Source organism: Muribaculum gordoncarteri, assembly GCF_004803695.1.
GTDB lineage: Bacteria > Bacteroidota > Bacteroidia > Bacteroidales > Muribaculaceae > Muribaculum > Muribaculum gordoncarteri.
On record NZ_CP039393.1, the window covers coordinates 966,998 to 986,189 of the forward strand.

Below are 19,192 nucleotides of genomic sequence, written 5' to 3' on the forward strand. Positions count from 1 at the left end.
TACAATCAATTTTTCAGATGTGCAAATGCGCAATGTAAAAAATTTGAGATAAAAATATCCTTATTCCTCTACTGTGCTTGAAATCTGATGCTTAGGCAATGCGCGGATCTGTTCTATTGCGAGAATCAGTGCGGTCATTGATGCCCTTACTATCACACGTTGACGGTTGCCGGGGAAGTGATGGCTCATGCTGATAATGCCTCCGGGGGTCTTTACGGCTATGCAAACGGTGCCTACGGGCTTTTTGTCGCTTCCTCCCGACGGTCCGGCTATTCCCGAGGTTGCAATGGCGCAATCCGACTTCATTGCCTGGCAGGCGCCTATCACCATCTGCTCGACAACTTCGCGGCTCACAGCTCCGCACTCCTCAAGAGTCTGTGCCGATACTCCGAGTATGTTGCGCTTCACATCGTTGCTGTAGGCGACCACACCACCGTTGAAGACTGCCGAACTTCCCGGAACCGAGGTGAGCAGGTGGGCAATGTTGCCACCCGTACAGCTTTCGGCGGTTGACAGTGTGAGGCCGTGCGCTTTGAGCTCGAGCAGCAGTATTTCCTCGACTGGTACATCGTCGTCAAATAGCACGTTGTCGCCCAGCATTTTCACGAGATGGTTGTGATAATGGTTGATTTCGCTTATCAGCAGAGCCTTGTCCTGATGCTGTCCGTCGATGCGCAGCCTTACAAGGCCGGGCTTGGGGAGATATGCGAGGTGAAGGAACGGAGGCAGCGACTCCTCCCAGTCGGCAATTTTCATGGCAAGCAGCGACTCGCTGTAGCCTACCACCATTAGCGTGCGATGTTCGATGGCCGTATTGGTCGGGAATTTCTCAATCAACATTGGCAGAACCGCAGCGTCGAGCATTTCGCGTGTTTCAAAGGGCACTCCCGGCATCGACACGAGAACCTTTCCGTTGCGCTCCCACCACATTATGGGTGCTGTGCCCACGATGTTTTGGATGACATTGCACGATGACGGAACGATGGCCTGACGCGCTGTAAGGTCGTTGAGCACCAGGCCGCGGTCGGCGATAACCTGCTTTACGTTTTCAAGCACATCGGGATTCTCGACCATCTCGCCTCCGAAGTATTGGCACAGTGTGGTTTTGGTTATGTCGTCCTTTGTCGGGCCGAGGCCGCCGGTGGTTATTACGATGTCGCTTGTTTCAAATGCGCGATCGATGGCGCGTTTTATTTCATCGGCATCGTCGGCAACGACCTGCACATCGTTGACTTTCCATCCGAGCGGATTTATGCGTCGTGCAATGTCGCCTGAATTGGTGTCGATAACTTGCCCTATAAGGAGCTCGTCGCCTATGGCTATGATTGAAATGTTCATCATTTATGTCGGTTTTGGTTTATATCTTTACTCGGGCGTAGGGAGCCTCGTCGTAGTTGCAGAAAATTCCGTCAAGGTATTTGAAGTGTCCGGCTATGGCCACCATTGCGGCATTGTCGGTGGTGAATGTGCGTTGAGGGATGAATGCGGTCAGGTTACGTGCCTCGCAGTAGTCGGCCACGGCTTTTCGCACTCCTGAATTGGCCGACACGCCTCCACCTATGGCTACGGTCTTCACTCCGGTCATGTCGACTGCTTTGCGCAGCTTGTCGAGGAGAATCTCTATTATTGTCGATTGAAGCGATGCGGCCAGGTCGGCTTTGTTTTTCTCGATGAAGTCGGGGTCGAGCTTGATGTTGTCGCGCAGTGTGTATAGAAACGATGTCTTCAGCCCGCTGAAGCTATAATCGAGGCCTGCGATGTGCGGCTTGGCAAATTTGAATCGCTTGGGATCGCCTTCGGCTGCAAGGCGGTCGATGTGCGGTCCGCCGGGATAGGGGAGTCCCATGACCTTGGCGCACTTGTCGAATGCCTCACCGGCGGCATCGTCGATTGTCTGTCCGAGCACTTCCATGTCCGACGGACTTTTGACCAGTATTATCTGGGAGTTGCCTCCCGAAATCAACAGGCATATATATGGAAATTCGGGAACTACATCGTCGGGCTCGGTGCGGATGAAGTGTGACAACACATGACCGTGCAGATGATTCACATCGATGATGGGAACTCCGAGTCCGAGCGACAGACCCTTGGCAAATGAAGTACCCACAAGGAGCGAGCCTAACAAACCGGGACCGCGGGTGAACGCAATAGCCGACAGATCGTGCTTGTCGATTCCGGCCCGCTTGATGGCTGTGTCGACTACCGGCACGATGTTCTGCTGGTGGGCGCGGGATGCGAGTTCGGGCACCACGCCGCCATACTCTTCATGTACTTTCTGGCTTGCTATTACGTTGCTTAACAGGATTCCGTCGCGTATTACCGCTGCTGAGGTGTCGTCGCATGACGATTCTATTCCAAGGATGATTATGCTCATGTTATAATAACCAAAATTCAGGATGCAAAGTTATTTATTTGCTCAATTATTTCAAAACAATTGAGTGCAACTATTGCGGGTCGACAAATGTATTTGCCTGTGACTTGTGAATTTGTTGGCCTTTTATTGGCATTTTAGCGCGTTTTTGTGTAAGTTTGCAGTGATTTTCAGTGATTTTTAATGACTCGATTATATAAGGTAATACGTACTATTATCGTAAGCGTTCTGGCGGTAGTCATCCTTGTGCCTGCGATGCTATATTTAGTGCTGTCGTTACCGTCGGTGCAAAAACATATATGTCACATAGGAGAGCGTGAGCTTACGCAGCTTCTCGGAGCCAACGTGAGCATAGGCTCGGTGAACATAAGTCCGTTCAACAAGTTGGCGGCAAATGACGTGACTGTTGAGGTGGCACCCGGCGACACGGCATTGCGCGTAAAGCGACTTGGCGCCGGTATAATGCTTGGCAAGCTTATTTTTGACGGCAGAGTTGTAATCTCGTTTGCCGAGCTGATTGGTGTCGATGCGCGTCTGTCGCGCGACTCGTCAAACGCTCCGCTTAACATACAGCCGATTATCGACCGACTGAACCCACCGAAGAATGACGATAACCCTACATTCTACGACCTGCGCATCAATAACATAGTCATACGCCAGGGCGCTGTGTCGTATGATGTCATTAACGCCGAACGTAAACCCGGCCGGACTCTCGACTTCAACCATCTGCGGGTCTATGACATAAAGGCCGACATACTGCTTCCTCGAATTAAAAATGACGATTACTCGGTTGACCTCAAGCGTCTTGCCCTTGCCGAGCGTTCGGGGTTGCGCATCGAGTCGCTCAAGGGAAAATTCCTTGTGTCGGACTTGGGAATAAAGGTCGATGACTTTGCTCTTGTCATGCCGTCGTCGGAACTCCGGTTAGGTGAGCTTTCGGTGCAATATGACGGATGGCAGGACTTGAAGTCGCGATTGCTCGGCATTCCCTTCAACCTGTCGATTCTTGAAGGCTCGCACATCTCACCCAAAGACTTTTCGCCGCTTGTGTCGGCACTGGCTCCTCTTGATATGCCGGTGTCAATTTATGCCGACATCGACGGCCCTGTCGATTCCATAGTCGTGAATCGATTCATGCTGAATGCGGCCGACAACAGCTTGAAAGCAAATATTGTGGGCGGTGTAGCCGGGTTGCCCCGTGTCGATTCGCTCACGATCGACTTCCCGGTGTTTGATGTCACGGCCTACGGCTCCGATGTGCTTGATTTGGCAAGTGCATTCAAGCCGCTGAGCCCCAAGCTTGCCGAGATTATACTGAATATCGGTAATTTCAATATGCGCGGAGCATTCAACGGCTATCCGGGATATGCCGCATTTGACGGTACGGCTGCTACATCGCTCGGCACTCTTGACATCAATGCCGATTACGAGCATCTTGACGAACACGGTTCGCCGTGCGTTAACGCAGAGGTGGTTACCGAAAATTTCTCATTGGGCGAGTTGATAGGCAAGCGTGACATAGGCACCATAGGCCTTAACGTTAAGGCTCACGCCGATTTTACCAAAAAGGGTGTTTCAGGCACTCTTGACGGTGTAATAGGGCGGTTCATTTACAAAGGCTACACTTACGACGATGTAGAGATGTCGTTGTCGCTTGATGACAAGCTGCTTGGCGGTACATTGATTTCACGTGACGAAAACATCGACATGCAGATTGCCGGAAGCATGGATTTCGTAAAGGACAATTACTCCTGCGACCTGCACGCCGATATAAATCGCATCAATCCCCACGCCTTGAATCTTACTCCGGCCTATGACGGATACAACCTTTCATGCGTCGTAACGGCATCGTTGAACGGCGCCGATGTCGAGAGCATGGACGGTGACATAAACTTGCGTGACTTCAGTTTTGTGAACGAGTCGGATAACGGAATAAGGCTTTCCGACTTCGCGCTTGAGGCATCGGGCTCTACATCACCGCAATTCATCGACATAAAGTCGGATGTTATTGACGGCCGCATCGAAGGCCACTATCGATTTAAGGACATAGTGCCGGTGGGCCGTGGTATAATGCGCAATGTGTTCCCTGTGTTTTTTGCCGAGGAAACCACAAAATCGACCAAGCGTACAAAGTCGCGGAAATCTAAGAAAGAGGAGCCAGCGTCACTTGACATGAGGCTCAATCTCGAGTTGAAGGAGAATGAAACCACTGCCGAGTGGCTTAACTTTTTCCGCTCTCCGGTAAGAATATTGCATCCCGTGACGGTTGCGGGAATGATAGATTCGCGTGACACCACCATTACACTTGACATCGATGCTCCTTATCTGATGCAGAAGGATAAGTTCATCGACAACACCGCGCTGCGTGTCGATGTAAGAGGTCGTGAACATGACGCCGACTTATACTTCACAACGTTATATCCCACCAAAAAGGGCAATGCCTCCATAACGCTGGAAGGATCGGCTCATGAGGACCGTGCCGATGTGGCATTGAACTGGAGCATTGACCGCAGCCGTCTGTTCAAGGGTGCCGTGGAGCTGTCGTCGCTATTCACCCGTGACGAAGAGGGTGGACTTGTAACCGACATTGCCATAAATCCCAGCGAGATGGTGTTTAACGACACGATATGGAGCGTGCATCCGTCATCGATCAACGTGCATGACAAGTATGTCGCCGTTAACGGATTTGATGTAAGCCGTGACAAGCAATACATAAAAATCGACGGCGTAGCATCGGATAACGATGACGACGAGGTGTGTCTTCAGCTGCTCGATGTCAACCTTGACTATATATTTGAAACTCTTGACATAGGAAACGCCATGTTTGGCGGCATTGCTACAGGTAAGTTCTACGCCTCAAATCTTTTCAGCAAGGAGCCGCATCTGCGCACTCCGGGACTGCACGTGGAGCGCATCAGCTACAATCAGGCCATGCTCGGCAATGCCGACATAGTGAGCGAGTGGGACAATGCCACACGCGGTGTGGCTATAAAGGCCGAGATAAAGCAGCCCAACGGTCGAAGCTCCTATATCGACGGTGCCATATTCCCGCTAAACGACTCGCTTGACTTCCACTTCTCGGCCGATAAGATAGATGTGAGGTTCATGCGTCCGTTCATGGAGGCGTTTACATCCGATGTAAGCGGTTACGCTTCGGGAAAGGCGCGTCTATACGGTACATTCAAGTATATCGACATGGTGGGCGAGGTCTATGCCGAGGATCTTAAGCTGAAGCTCGACTTTGTGAATACCTACTACTCATGCACCGATTCAATTCATCTTACTCCCGGACGAATCGACTTCCATGATGTCGTGTTGAAGGATATATTCGGCAATAAGGCGCAGCTTAACGGATGGGTGACGCATGAGTGTTTCAAGAAACCGCGCTTTGAGTTCAGGGTGACCGATGCGCGTAACTTCCTGTGCTTTGATGTCACCGAGCGCATAAGCCCCGACTGGTTTGGCCGCATTTTCTGTAACGGAGGAGCATTTGTAAAGGGAATCCCCGGCTTCATAGACATAAACGTGAACATATCCACGGCGCCCAACTCTACGTTTACATTTGTGCTTTCGGATACGGAGGCGGCGGGCGAGTACACATTCCTCACGTTCCGCGACCGTGCCGAGCTTGACGGTGACATAAAGTATGCCGGCGAGGATCCGCGCATAGCGGCAGTGAAGCGATTGAAGGATAGGCTGTCGAAGCGTAACGATGAGGAGGAGCAGGCGACGGTGTACCGAATGAATCTTCAGGTTGCCGCCAACCCCGACGGAGAGATGATACTTGTCATGGACCCGATAGGCGGCGACCGTATGCGTGCACGCGGTAACGGAAACCTCAGAATAGAGTATGAATCGGCCAACGACGAGATGAAGATGTTTGGTTCATACGCGCTCACCCAGGGAAGCTATAACTTCACGCTTCAGGATATAATAATAAAGGACTTCACGATAAAGCCGGGCAGCTCGATAGCGTTCCATGGCGACCCGCTTGCGGCCACTCTTGACATTCAGGCGGTCTATTCGGTAAACGCCAACCTCAGCGACCTTGACGAGTCGTTCCTACAGGACAAGGACCTGAACCGCACAAATGTTCCCGTGCATGCGCTGCTGAAGGTGTCGGGCGACATGCAGCAGCCCGACATAAGCTTCGACCTTGAATTTCCGACATTGACTCAGGACACCTATCGCAAGGTGAGGAGTATCGTGAGCACCGAGGACATGATGAACCGACAGATAATATATCTGTTGGCGCTGAACCGCTTCTATACACCCGACTATATGGGTGCGACAACCAAGGGCAATGAGCTGGTATCGGTGGCATCGTCGACAATATCGTCGCAATTGAGCTCGATGCTCGGTCAGCTTAGCGATAACTGGAGCATAGCTCCTAACTTCCGAAGCGACAAAGGCGATTTCAGCGATATGGAGGTCGATCTTGCGCTGTCGAGTTATCTGCTCAACAACCGACTGCTCTTCAACGGAAACTTCGGCTATCGCGACAAGGCACTTAACAATAACTCGTTTATCGGTGACTTTGATATAGAATATCTGCTCAATAAATCGGGAAATATACGCCTTAAAGCCTATAATCGCTACAACGACCAAAACTATTATGTGAAATCAGCGTTAACAACACAGGGTGTAGGCATCATGTTCAAGCGTGATTTCGACAATATATTCTCGTTCCTTCGACGACTGAAGAAAAAGAACAACGACAAAGATGATGACAAGAAGGAGAGCGAGAACGAAAAGAACAGGAAGCTGCTTGAGCGCGAAGAGGTGACCGATACGCTTTTAATGATTGTCCCACGACAATGATTGATGTCGTGGTGATTGTTAACCACACTTTTATCCAAGAAATATGATAGATTGGCTTAATGACATATTGTGGAGCTATGTATTGATTGCTCTGCTGCTGTTCACAGGCATATATTTTACATTGCGCAGCCGAGGCGTACAGTTCAGGATGTTTGGAGAGATGATTCGCCTCTTGTGCTCGTCGGGAAAGCGTGAAAGCGGCGATTCGTCGGCCGACGGTGACACGCACCACACTGTAAGTTCGTTTCAGGCGTTTGCCGTTTCGATCGCCAGCCGTGTGGGAACGGGAAATCTTGCCGGCGTGGCAACCGCTATCGCCATAGGTGGAGCCGGCTCAATATTCTGGATGTGGATAATAGCATTACTTGGTTCGGCCTCGGCTTTCGTCGAGTCAACATTGGCGCAATTGTATAAGGTAAAGGGCAAGGACTCGTTTATGGGCGGTCCGGCTTACTATATACAGAATGGAATAGGGCGGCGATGGTTTGCAATCCTGTTTGCCGTGCTGATAACGTTTACCTTCGGAATCGCCTACAATTCGGTTCAGTCCAATACTATTTCGGCGGCCTTGAAGGTGTCGTTCGGCTTTTCGCCGGTTGTCGTGGGAATAATCTTAGCGGTGATGACGCTCCTTATTATATGCGGAGGCATTCAGCGAATATCCAAGTTCAGCCAGATTGTCGTGCCTATAATGGCACTGCTTTATATTGCGCTTGCCTTGGCTATTGTCGTGATGAATATAGACAAGATTCCCCATGTGCTCGACATGATATTCACCGAAGCGTTTACCGGCAGTGCGGCACTTGGCGGCGGAATGGGAATGGCATTGATGATGGGAATAAAGCGAGGCTTGTTCAGCAACGAGGCCGGACAGGGTTCGGCTCCTAATGTCGCCGCTACGGCATCGGTCAGCCACCCGGTCAAGCAGGGGCTTATCCAATCGTTTGCCGTGTTCACCGACACCATTCTTATATGTTCATGCACCGCATTCATAATCCTGTGCAGCGGGATATTCGAGAACGGAGCGTCGGGCATCGAGTTGACGCAGATGGCGCTTGAAAGCGAAGTGGGGCAGATAGGCTCGACATTCGTAGCCATAGCAGTATTCTTCTTCGCCTTTACGAGCATCGTGTCAAATTACTATTACGGAGAAACCAATCTGCACTTCATCTACAAGAGCCGCACGTTGATAGTGATATATCGGTTGTGTGTGGGCGCAATGGTGCTTATTGGCGCAGTGTCGCCGCTTGACTTCGTGTGGGCTCTCGCCGATTTGTCGATGGGTCTGATGACGCTTGTCAACATTGTGGCGATATTGATTCTCGGAAAGTATGCGATGATACTGCTCAAGGATTACGATTCACAGCGCACAAGAGGATACAATCCGCAATATCATACTTCGACGATACCGCAGATTGCATCGGAAACTCCTTGCTGGCCAAAATAATCGAGTAACAGTCCGTTAAAGCTCGTCGCACTCGGCAAGCCATAATGCCGAAGATGCATCGGAGGGCATGCGCCAGTCGCCTCGGGGAGAGAGGCACACGCTTCCCACCTTGGGTCCGTCGGGCAGACATGAGCGCTTGAACTGTTGGTTGAAGAATCGGCGACAGAAGGTCTTGAGCCAATGCTTGATTGTCGCGCAATCGTACACTCCGTTAAATGCATGACATGCCATGAAATAGATGCGGCGCGGCGAGAATCCGTAACGTAACGTGTAGTAGAGGAAGAAATCGTGCAGCTCGTAGGGGCCTACGAGGTCCTCGGTCTTCTGCTTGATGTTGCCCTTGCTGTCGGCCGGAATCAGTTCGGGGCTTATGGGGGTGTCGATTATGTCGTTCAAGGCGGTGCGCTCGTCATTGTCGGATGTGCGTATGGCAAACCATCTCACAAGATATTTAACAAGCGTCTTGGGCACGCCTGCATTCACGCCATACATCGACATGTGATCGCCGTTGTAGGTAGCCCATCCCAATGCAAGTTCCGAAAGGTCGCCCGTGCCGAGTACCATTCCTCCAATCTGGTTGGCAATATCCATGAGCAGCTGGGTGCGTTCGCGAGCCTGCGAATTTTCGTAGGTGACATCGTGCTGTGCCGGGTCGTGGCCTATGTCCTTGAAGTGTTGCTCCACAGCCGGAACGATTGATATTTCACGTATTGTGACGCCGAGAGCCTTCATCAATGTCATGGCGTTGTTGTAGGTTCGTCCGGTGGTGCCGTATCCCGGCATTGTCACTGCCACCAATCCCTTGCGGTCGAGTTTCAGTCGGTCGAAGGTGTGTACGGCAACAAGCAGGGCAAGCGTGGAGTCAAGTCCGCCTGAAATTCCTATCACAAGCTTGCTCGTGTGAGTGGCCGAAAGGCGTCGGGCAAGTCCTGCTACCTGGATGTTGATAATCTCCTCGCATCGACGATCGACTATGTGCTCGCTGTCGGGGACGAAGGGGTGGGGATCGATGCTGCGCAACAGGTCGGTGTTGATGCGCTGGTCGATGAGTGAGTCGACAATGCGGTATCGCGAGGGTTCGCGCATGGCTGTGTCGCCAAACGACATTATGTGAAGACGGTCGCGGTTGAGTGCGTAGATGTCGATGTCGGCAATGACACATGACGGCTCGGTCGACCATCGGGCGTTGGCCTGAAGCAGTGTGCCGTTTTCGGCGATTATGGTCTTTCCGTCAAACACGAGGTCGGTCGACGACTCTCCGAATCCCGCTCCCGAATATACGTAGGCGGCTATGTTGCGTGCCGACTGCTGCTTTATAAGGCTGAGCAGATAGTCATATTTTCCGATGAGGTCGTTGGACGCCGAGAGGTTGAGCAGTATCTGCGCTCCGCTGAGTGCAGCATGGGTCGACGGCGGAATTGGAGTCCACAGGTCCTCGCATATCTCGATGCCAACAAGTGCGTCGTCGACGCTCAACACAATATCGGTGCCAAACGGAATCGGTGCCTCCTGGACAGGGAGCGTGGTTTCTATGGAGCAGTTGACGGCATCGGGCGATGCAAACCAACGCTTTTCATAAAACTCGTTGTAGTTGGGGATATATGTTTTCGGCACAATGGCTCTTATAGTTCCTCCGCTAATGGCTACGGCGCAGTTGTAGAGCTGCCCCTCGACACGTAACGGTGCGCCTGCTACAATGAGCGCATCAATGCCTGTTGATGCCTTGGCAATCCGTGACAAACCGTTAATTGCGGCATTAAGCAGCGGGCTTTGATGAAACAGGTCGGCGCAAGTATAGCCGGTTATCGACAGTTCGGGAAACAGGATTATGGACGCGCCCTCATCGGCGGCTTTTCGTGCCATGTCGATGATTTGCACTACGTTGTAGTCTACATCGGCCACATTTACTCTTGGTGCTATTGATGCCACCCTTATATATCCGTTGTTCATTGTCACTTGAATTTTATGTTTTCACTGCAAATATAACGATTTTGTCAGTAGTGAGGTTGATGAACGAGGTGCAAATCCAAAAAATGACTACCTTTGCATGGCTTAAAAATATTGTCACACGTTATGAAGACTACCGATAAGGATTCTTGTTTGATACTTGTGTCGTTGCTTGTCAAGCACGGTGTGAGGCATGTTGTCATATCGCCGGGTTCGCGTAACGCTCCGCTCGTTGTTGCATTGGCGCAATGTGACGCGATTGAGAAGACGGTTGTGATCGATGAGCGTAGTGCCGCGTTCATCGCTCTCGGCAAGGCTTCGATTGTCGACGGTGCCGTAGCGCTTGTGTGTACTTCGGGCACTGCCGTCCTGAATTATGCGCCCGCTATAGCGGAAGCCTACTATCGCAAGCTTCCGATTGTCGTAGTGTCGGCCGACAGACCGATGGAGTGGATCGACCAGGATGACAGCCAGACCCTTCGCCAGTATGAGGCGTTGTCACACTATGTGAAGCGCAGCTACAACATCCCGTCACGGTGTGACAATGACACTTCGCGATGGTATGTCAACAGGGTGGTAAACGACGCCATGTTGTGTGCCTTGAGCGGACGACGTGCTCCCGTACACATAAATCTGCAGCTTGACGAGCCTCTTAACGTGAGAAAACCCGCTGAGGCTACGCACTGGACCGAACGGTTCATAGGACATGTGGCCCCCGGACGCATATTGACCGACAGTGAGCTGACGCACCTTGTCGAGCGATTGTCGTCGCCCAATAAGGTTCTTGTCATAGGCGGTTTCCACAAGCCTGACACTCTTCTAAACGAGTCGCTCGGCAGGCTTGCCATGATGCCTAATGTAACGGTGCTGTGTGAAAGCATCGCCAATATACACAACCGACTGTTCATCGACTCGATTGACTCCACCTTGAGCATTCTCGACGACGAGGGCAAGCGCAGCCTCACTCCCGATGTGGTGATAACTTTCGGAGGCGCGCTGGTGTCACGTTTCGTCAAGCAGTATCTTCGCAATTACAGGGTGGGCGAGCATTGGCATGTAGGCATGACCGACAATACTATCGACTGCTTTCAGTCGCTTACATTGCGCATCGACATGGAGGCGGGCTCGTTTTTCGCGCAGATTGCCGATGCAATGCGCGAAAGCGTCGACAGCGATTACTCGGCACGATGGCATGAGGTGGCCCGGGAGGCGCGACAGCTCCACGACAAGTATGTGTCATCAATCCCTTGGAGCGACATGTCGGCCATGTCAGTAATAATGTCGATGTTGCCCCATGACTGCAACCTGCAGCTCTCCAACGGCACCTCGATACGTTACGCTCAACTCTTTTCGTCGCGTGACATTCGTCGCAGCGACTGCAACCGTGGTGTAAGCGGAATTGACGGATGCACATCGACGGCGATAGGCGCCTCGACAGTTTATGACGGCGTTACGGTGCTGATTACCGGTGACATGAGCGCTCAGTATGACATAGGCGCGTTGACGGTCGACTGCATACCGCCGCGATTCAAGATGATTGTAATGTGCAACGGCGGCGGAGGTATATTCCGCTTCATTTCGTCGACATCCAATCAGCCCGAGCTTGAGGAGTACTTTGTGGTGAAGCGACATTTTCCGTTGCAACAGATGGCCGAGGCCTACGGATTCCGATACTTTGAAGCCGACTCGGAAGAGTCGTTGAGGCATAACTTCCAAAATTTCATGGAGGTTTCCGACCGACCGTCCATAATGGCCGTCCACACACCAGCCGAAGAGAGCGCCGAAGTGTTGCGCGGATACTTTAAACGACATGCCCGATAATAAATTATCAATAAAAAAGCGGGCAAAACTTGCATAGGTGGGAAAAATTTAGTTACCCATCTTTTACAGTCCAAAAACGAGCAAACCCTTTTGTACATTGGCGTGAAGCCATGTGCAAAAGGGTCTATATATGTAGCACTGGAATGGGGTTATCTATATTTAACCTTTTTTAATATTAGCAATAATCTGTTTGATTTTCTGACGAGTAACAATCTCGGTGTCGAGTCTGAAGCCGGCTTTGGCATGTAGGTCATCGGTAAGATCATCCCGTGTGAAGTTAGGCTTGTAGCCTTCTCCCTTGACTATGTTCATAGTCATTGACCGTAGTTTCTCAATTATAGCGGAGGATGTGTATTTATAGTTCAGTTCCTTTTCCATTATTCTGAAGAGCAGTAGTGTGATAAAGCAGACAATGAAGTGGGCCCTTATGTGTTCCGCCGTCCAGACGAAGACGGGTCGACCCTTGAAGTCAGTCTTGATGACCCTGAAGGCATCCTCCGACTCCCAGCGGTTATGGTTCAGTTCGATGATTTTCGTCACATTGTCAGACAGATCCGTACATATCGCATAGAAGCCGTCATATTTTTCTTCTTCTGATATGGCGTCAAGATTCAGGGAGACGGTTCTGAATACCGCAACCTCGCCGTCTTCTGTGGCGTAGGTCTCGGAAAGGAACCTGTCAGGGCTCTTATAAGATTTGGTCAATGTCCTGTTTCCACGTGCATTGCTGTCAGCCTTGTCAATCTCGCGTTGACGCAGGAATCGGAGGTAGTCGCGGTATTTGTATGAAAATGTCACAATCAATCTTTGAGAGAACTTTGTCTTTTCATTGACAATCCAACGCTCGCGATAAAAAGTGCGGTCTCCGTAATAACGGGCAGTATCGGCATCAGTCAGGTCAAACTCCAGTTCATCCTCGTCTGCATCCCGGTACCGCTTGTCTTTTTGTACCGTGTCGGACTTTACAAGTTTCCATCCTGTCGGTTCCAGACACCAGTCCCTGAGATTATCCTCCAGTTTCTTTATTGACTGCACCGTTATGAATGATCTTTCTGCTGTGGAGTTATATGACCGGTTGCCTTCAGAAGAGAGACCTCCGTCTGTACAGACTACAATCTTGCTGACCCCCATCTTCTCAACTATAATCTTTTCAGTTGGAATCAAGGTAGTCTGTTCGTTGGCATTGCCGGGATTGATGCACATCGCAACCGGCATGCCGGAGTTGTCGATGAACATACCCATCTGTACGATGGGGTTCGGTCGATGTTCCTTGGAGACTCCGTACTTGCGTATACGTTCATGAACGTTCCCTTTTTTGTCTGTCACATAGTCCGGATCGGCAGATTCTCTCTCGAAAAAATAGTTGGTGCAGTCATAGTACATGACGGTCGTATCCCGTTCGACAACCTTTGACGAATTAAGGAAAAGTCTCTTCTGGATGTATTCACCGTGTCTGTCCAGGATATCCAGACTCCTGTAGATATGCTGTTTTTCTATATCAAAAGGCTCGATATAGCTTCCGCTCCTGCGATAATTACCTAGTTTTGAAGCCGGTCTCAAAAGCCGTTCGTAGACCATCAGCTCCAGAACTTTGTTGAAATCGAAGTCGAACTTATGTTTACGTGAGATTGCCTCGCATATCCTGTCCATCCCGACCTTATGGTACAGCCGTTTAAGAAACAGATATCCGCTCTCGCAACTCTGAGCCTCGCCTTTTTCAATAAGCTTTGTGGGCGACAGACGTGATATTATCACCTGCCGGCCCTCCTTCTCCTGTGCCGTAAGCCTGGCGATATATCCCCTGGCCCATTCAACAGGATCTCTGTCTCCGCATCTCTGACGAACTTCCTCAAGCGTTCCAAGGCGCTCATGGATTCTTGAGGTACTTTTGCCGTTCTTGTCCCTGTATGCCTTCTGTACATAAAGGATGGAAGTCTTTTTTGTCTTGGTTATTTTCAGCTTCATATTATGCCGCCCTGCCGTTGATTGCTACACGGTGCTACAAAGATAGTAATAAAATTTGACACGTGCAAGCGTGCCAGCAAAAAAGATTCATGAAAATGCAACTGTCAAACTACCGTGTTGCGCGGATACTTTAAACGACATGCCCGATAATAAATTATCAATAAAAAAGCGGGCAAAACTTGCATAGGTGGGAAAAATTTAGTTACTTTGCACCTGTTTTATGGCTCATCCTGTAAAGTTGTTGAGAATGATGCACTTAGCAATGATATGAGAACTGAGATGGCGGCCATATAACCAAAGTTAATTAAATAACGAACTCAAAAGATAAAAACAGCCATGTCAAAGATTTGTCAAATCACAGGCAAGAAAGCAATGGTGGGCAATAATGTGTCGCACTCCAAGCGTCGCACCAAGCGCGCGTTCAATGTCAACCTTTTCGAGAAGAAGTTCTTCTGGGTTGAACAGCAGGCGTGGATTCGTCTTACTATTTCAGCTGCCGGTCTTCGCACTATCAACAAGCTCGGTCTTAACGCTGCTATGATGCAAGCTGCCGAGAAGGGTTATTTAACTGGTAAGGATATTAAATTTTTAGAATTCTAAGGTATTATGGCAAAGAAAGCTAAAGGTAATAGAGTACAGGTGATTCTTGAATGCACCGAGCACAAGGCAAGCGGTATGCCCGGCACTTCTCGTTACATTACCACCAAGAACAGAAAGAATACCCCCGACCGCCTGGAGTTGAAGAAATACAACCCCATTCTCAAGCGAGTAACCGTTCACAAAGAAATTAAATAATAACCCCCTCTAAGATATGGCAAAGAAAACCGTAGCATCACTGCAAAAAGGTGAAGGACGTACATACAGCAAGGTTATAAAGATGGAGAAGTCACCCAAGACCGGCGCTTATGTATTCAAGGAAGAGATGGTGCCTAACGATGCTGTTAAGGCCGCTCTTAAGTAAAATAGACAATCTCAACTTTTCTATACGAGGCTGCCGACTGTATTGTCGGTGGCCTCATTTTTGATAAGACAATATCGTGCCGACATGATTGTTGTCGGTTATCATTATGTGACCTATGAGTGCTTGCGAATCAACCACATCCGACTCGCTGAAGTCGGAACGGCTTTGGAACCCCAATTACCTGAAGGTGATGACCAGCAATTTCCTGCTCTTTTTTGCCTTCTACATACTCACTCCGCTGCTGCCCATATATCTTGATGCACAGTTTGCCGCCGATAAGGACATGATAGGACTTGTGCTGTCGGGCTATGTCGTGGCAACGCTTCTTATCAGGCCTTTCAGCGGATTCATAGTCGACAGCTTCAATCGCAAGAAAGTGCTGATGCTGTGCTTCTTTGTATTCTTCATCTGCTTTGCGGGATACATTGGGGCCGGCACGTTGCTGATGTTTGCCATAGTGCGTACAATGCACGGCATCCCTTTCGGCGCGGCCACCGTGGCCAACAGCACCGTGGCTATCGATGTGCTTCCGTCGTCGAGGCGCAATGAAGGCATAGGCTTCTACGGATTGAGCAACAATCTTGCCATGGCCGTGGCTCCGTCGATAGGAATATACATATATTCGGCTACCGGAAATTTCTCGCTTCTATTCTGGATAGCACTGGCACTGGCGTTGGCGGGATTCTGCAGCGCATCGTCAGTAAAGATTCCACAGCGTGAGATAGTGCTCAACAAGCCCAAGCTGAGCCTCGATCACTTTTTCCTGGGGCGTGCATGGCTGATGGCTGTAAACATATCATTGTTCGGGTTGTGCTGGGGCATAATGAGCAATTACGTGGCCATATACGGCCAGGAGGAGCTTGGCATAACCGACGGAACGGGTATATTCTTCATGATACTGTCGGGCGGACTGTTTGTGTCGCGACTCTTCGGCTCAAAGGCGTTACGTGCCGGGAAGCTGACGCAGAACTGCGCCCGCGGAGTGTTGTGCTCGCTTGCAGGATTCACTCTCTTCGCACTGTCGCTCGGTGAATGGAGCTACTATCTGTCGGCGTTGCTTGTGGGACTTGGCAACGGACAGATGTATCCCGCCTTCCTTAATATGTTCATAAAAGTGGCGCGGCATGATCAGCGCGGTACAGCCAATTCATCCATCCTGATATCCTGGGATCTCGGAATGGGCATAGGCATCCTTGTGGGCGGATTCATGGCCGAATATATCAGCTATGAAGCTGCGTTCTGGGTCGCAGCGGCTATGCAGGGCACCGGAGCCGTGCTGTTCCTGTTGGTCACCCGTTACTTCTTCCAGAGGCGTCGTCTTGAGTAGTGACAATTTCCAATTGCATATATTTGTGATTACGATTTAAATGTCTACTTTTGTGAAAAAGTAATTTACCGATGCTATGGAACGAAAGTTATATTCATTTGATATATTAAGTAAGTCGACGCTATTGATGTCGATTCTCGATGCCCGCATTTCGACATACTGTATGCTTTACATTATGACGATGCTCTCGTTTTCGCCCATGATTGATTTTAACAAAGTCGACTTCGCTACAGTGGCGGTGATAGGTGCGGCGACAGCGGTGTTGATTACATGGATTGTGTGGATAGCATTGGTTGTTGTAAAGCATCTGCCCGTGAAGCCATGCTCAGGCACGTGGGACCGATTTGTAAACTATTTAAGCGGACTGTTGCTTGGAGCCTGGATGATGGGAGCGATATTCTCATGGACGACTTTAAACATGGTGGTGGCCGCTGTGGCCGTGGTTGCGTTGTCGGCTTCGTTCTTGCGCTTTGTGTTCATCGACTCCAAGATGGAATCATGATAAATGATTTCGGTAAAATCATATCGATTTTTTGTCGAATTGAAATAAAACATTTATTTTTGTGACAATATTATTGTCCCCGAGTATCTCGACCGATTGATCTAAACATTACTATAGCAAGTGCCTGTATTCCTGCGATTCAATGAATTGTGGGAATTAGCTTTATGTGATTAAATCAACCATCTAAAAATACATAAAGCATTTTGATTATGGCATCAGTAAAGGTAAAATTCAGATCATCCGCTGTAGACGGCAATGTGGGAGCTGTTTACTATCAGATTATTCATGACCGCAAGGTGCGTCGTTTGCCGACCGATTATCGCATATATCCCTCGGAATGGAGCGACAGCAGTTCGACGGTAGTTACGACCATGAGGTCGGAGCGATATCCCGTAGTCATTTCAATCAGGGAAAATATCAATCGTGACATAGAACAACTGTCCAGAATTGTAAAGCGATTTGAAACGAAAGGGTTGTTGTTTAGTGCCTCCGACATCGTGAATGAGTTTCAGCGATATGAACAGGAGTGTTCGCTGCTCAATTTCATGGGTGAGATAATCGTAAAGCTTAAGCAGAACGGAAAGATAAGGACAGCCGAAACCTATATATCGGCATTGAACAGTTTCACGAAGTTTATCGACATCTCCAAGGCCAAGGGACACTATTTCATGGGAAATGAGATTATGCTTTACGGCATAACATCGGATATTGTCGAGTACTATGAATCATATCTGCATAGCCGTGGCGTTACACCCAACACAATTTCGTTTTACATGAGAATTTTGCGCGCCGTTTACAATCGCGCCGTTGAGAAGGATCTTATTGAGCAGTCGTTCCCGTTTCGTCACGTTTACACCGGAATCGACAAGACCGTTAAGCGAGCTCTTCCGTTGGCTGTGATAAAGAAAATCAAGGCGCTTGACCTGTCGTTGTGCCCGGCTCTTGACTATGCGCGTGACATGTTTTTAATGAGTTTCTATCTGCGCGGAATGAGCTTTATCGACATGGCGTTTCTGCGGAAGAGCGACTTGAGGAACGGCCATGTGCTCTATCGTCGCCGTAAGACGGGGCAGCGCTTGACTATAGAGTGGACCAAGGAGATGCAGGTTGTGATCGATAAATATCCTGAATCGAGAGCGGGCTATCTGCTGCCTATAATACGCAATACGGGGATTAACGAGCGGTGTGCCTACCGTAACATGAGCTACAATATAAACCGCAGCCTAAAGAAGATAGCCCAGATGATAAATGCCGACATTCCGCTGACGCTATATGTGGCGCGACACAGCTGGGCTTCGGCGGCAAAATCAAAGGGAATACCCATAAGCGTGATAAGTGAGGGGATGGGGCATGACAGTGAAACCACCACTCGCATATATCTCGCATCGCTCGACACCGCGGTTGTGGACCGAGCCAATTCAATAATACTGAAATCGCTTTAACGAGGCGAGAAAATCATTAAACGATTACGGATACAGGACGACAACGACATTGCTACATGCCTATGTGCCTGTATCCGTAATTGTGGCAGTGTCGTAACGACAGCTATTTCAAGCTGTTACGAATGAATCTCACCATCTCTATATGATTGTCGCAGCTTAGTACATATTGCTTCTTGTTTTTCAGCTTTATGCAGAAACTCTGGCTGCGGTCGGCATAGTAACCGAAATACTGGCCGATGATGATGTCGCTGAAATATCCCTAATAGCCAAAGAAACCTCCGCTTCCGCACAGTCTTAATGCTCCGGGCGAGGGATAGAAGGTGTCGATTGATTCAATGTCGGAATAATTAAATGTTTTGTCGCCCGACAAGAGCCGATGAATCTTGACCGACTTGGAGTCGGCAGCGACGCTTATCGGACAATAGTATAGGCCCGCGAGGGTGGCCAATGCAGTGATTATGCATAAAATCAGGCACTTGGGCGATTCATTGCGGGTTGATACTATACCTACAACAAATAGTGCGAGTACTGCTATCGTTATTATGGTGCAGTAGGTTGAAAAATGTACTTTGCTTTTCATCTTGTTAA

At 49.6% G+C, this 19,192-nt stretch carries 14 protein-coding genes; 9 read left to right on the plus strand and 5 right to left on the minus strand.

The annotated features are described in order from the left end of the window. Positions 1-60 precede the first annotated feature (60 nt). Together E7746_RS04260 and tsaD are read right to left on the minus strand one after the other, a co-directional pair. Entirely contained in the window at positions 61-1,341 is a 1,281-nt protein-coding gene (locus E7746_RS04260; protein WP_238337331.1) for a CinA family nicotinamide mononucleotide deamidase-related protein, read from the minus strand. Positions 1,342-1,357: 16 nt separating this feature from the next. Further along, complete coding sequence (gene tsaD / locus E7746_RS04265) at positions 1,358-2,374, minus strand: tRNA (adenosine(37)-N6)-threonylcarbamoyltransferase complex transferase subunit TsaD (RefSeq protein WP_136409952.1); 1,017 nt, start codon at positions 2,372-2,374, stop codon at positions 1,358-1,360. 180 nt (positions 2,375-2,554) lie between these two features. Here tsaD and E7746_RS04270 point away from each other — a divergent pair, with 180 nt between their 5' ends. Together E7746_RS04270 and E7746_RS04275 are read left to right on the plus strand one after the other, a co-directional pair. Continuing rightward, the gene (locus E7746_RS04270) at positions 2,555-7,192 is read left to right on the plus strand and encodes a translocation/assembly module TamB domain-containing protein (RefSeq protein WP_136409953.1); all 4,638 of its coding nucleotides are present in this window, start codon (positions 2,555-2,557) and stop codon (positions 7,190-7,192) included. A 43-nt stretch (positions 7,193-7,235) separates the two neighbouring features. After that, positions 7,236-8,639, plus strand: a complete 1,404-nt coding sequence (locus E7746_RS04275) for an alanine/glycine:cation symporter family protein (RefSeq protein ID WP_136409954.1) — start codon at positions 7,236-7,238, stop codon at positions 8,637-8,639. A 15-nt stretch (positions 8,640-8,654) separates the two neighbouring features. Here E7746_RS04275 and E7746_RS04280 read toward each other — a convergent pair whose 3' ends face one another. Beyond that, the gene (locus tag E7746_RS04280) at positions 8,655-10,595 is read right to left on the minus strand and encodes an NAD(+) synthase (protein ID WP_289712236.1); all 1,941 of its coding nucleotides are present in this window, start codon (positions 10,593-10,595) and stop codon (positions 8,655-8,657) included. 117 nt (positions 10,596-10,712) lie between these two features. Here E7746_RS04280 and menD point away from each other — a divergent pair, with 117 nt between their 5' ends. Next, positions 10,713-12,407 (plus strand): 2-succinyl-5-enolpyruvyl-6-hydroxy-3-cyclohexene-1-carboxylic-acid synthase, encoded by a 1,695-nt coding sequence (gene menD / locus E7746_RS04285; RefSeq protein WP_136409956.1) that lies wholly within the window; start codon positions 10,713-10,715, stop codon positions 12,405-12,407. A gap of 159 nt (positions 12,408-12,566) precedes the next feature. Here the strand turns inward: menD and E7746_RS04290 are convergent, their stop codons facing one another. Continuing rightward, complete coding sequence (locus tag E7746_RS04290) at positions 12,567-14,372, minus strand: IS1634 family transposase (RefSeq protein WP_136409411.1); 1,806 nt, start codon at positions 14,370-14,372, stop codon at positions 12,567-12,569. A 336-nt stretch (positions 14,373-14,708) separates the two neighbouring features. Between E7746_RS04290 and rpmB the strand changes: the two genes are divergently transcribed. The 6 genes from rpmB (at position 14,709) to E7746_RS04320 (ending at position 18,604) form a co-directional block, all read left to right on the plus strand. Continuing rightward, positions 14,709-14,972: a 50S ribosomal protein L28 gene (gene rpmB / locus E7746_RS04295; protein ID WP_123395889.1), complete on the plus strand. Its 264-nt coding sequence runs from the start codon at positions 14,709-14,711 to the stop codon at positions 14,970-14,972. A 6-nt stretch (positions 14,973-14,978) separates the two neighbouring features. Next, complete coding sequence (rpmG, locus tag E7746_RS04300) at positions 14,979-15,167, plus strand: 50S ribosomal protein L33 (RefSeq protein WP_123395888.1); 189 nt, start codon at positions 14,979-14,981, stop codon at positions 15,165-15,167. 16 nt (positions 15,168-15,183) lie between these two features. Next, positions 15,184-15,333, plus strand: coding sequence for a DUF4295 domain-containing protein (locus tag E7746_RS04305; RefSeq protein ID WP_123395887.1), 150 nt, complete (start codon positions 15,184-15,186; stop codon positions 15,331-15,333). A gap of 115 nt (positions 15,334-15,448) precedes the next feature. After that, positions 15,449-16,660 carry an MFS transporter gene (locus E7746_RS04310; protein ID WP_136409957.1) on the plus strand — a complete coding sequence of 404 codons (1,212 nt, stop codon included), beginning with the start codon at positions 15,449-15,451 and terminating at the stop codon, positions 16,658-16,660. Positions 16,661-16,736: 76 nt separating this feature from the next. Next, a complete protein-coding gene (locus E7746_RS04315) occupies positions 16,737-17,162 on the plus strand; it encodes a hypothetical protein (protein ID WP_136409958.1) in 426 nt (141 codons plus the stop codon). 209 nt (positions 17,163-17,371) lie between these two features. After that, complete coding sequence (locus E7746_RS04320; protein ID WP_123395884.1) at positions 17,372-18,604, plus strand: site-specific integrase; 1,233 nt, start codon at positions 17,372-17,374, stop codon at positions 18,602-18,604. Positions 18,605-18,863: 259 nt separating this feature from the next. Here the strand turns inward: E7746_RS04320 and E7746_RS04325 are convergent, their stop codons facing one another. Next, positions 18,864-19,184 (minus strand): hypothetical protein, encoded by a 321-nt coding sequence (locus E7746_RS04325; protein ID WP_136409959.1) that lies wholly within the window; start codon positions 19,182-19,184, stop codon positions 18,864-18,866. Between the last annotated feature and the right edge of the window lie 8 nt (positions 19,185-19,192).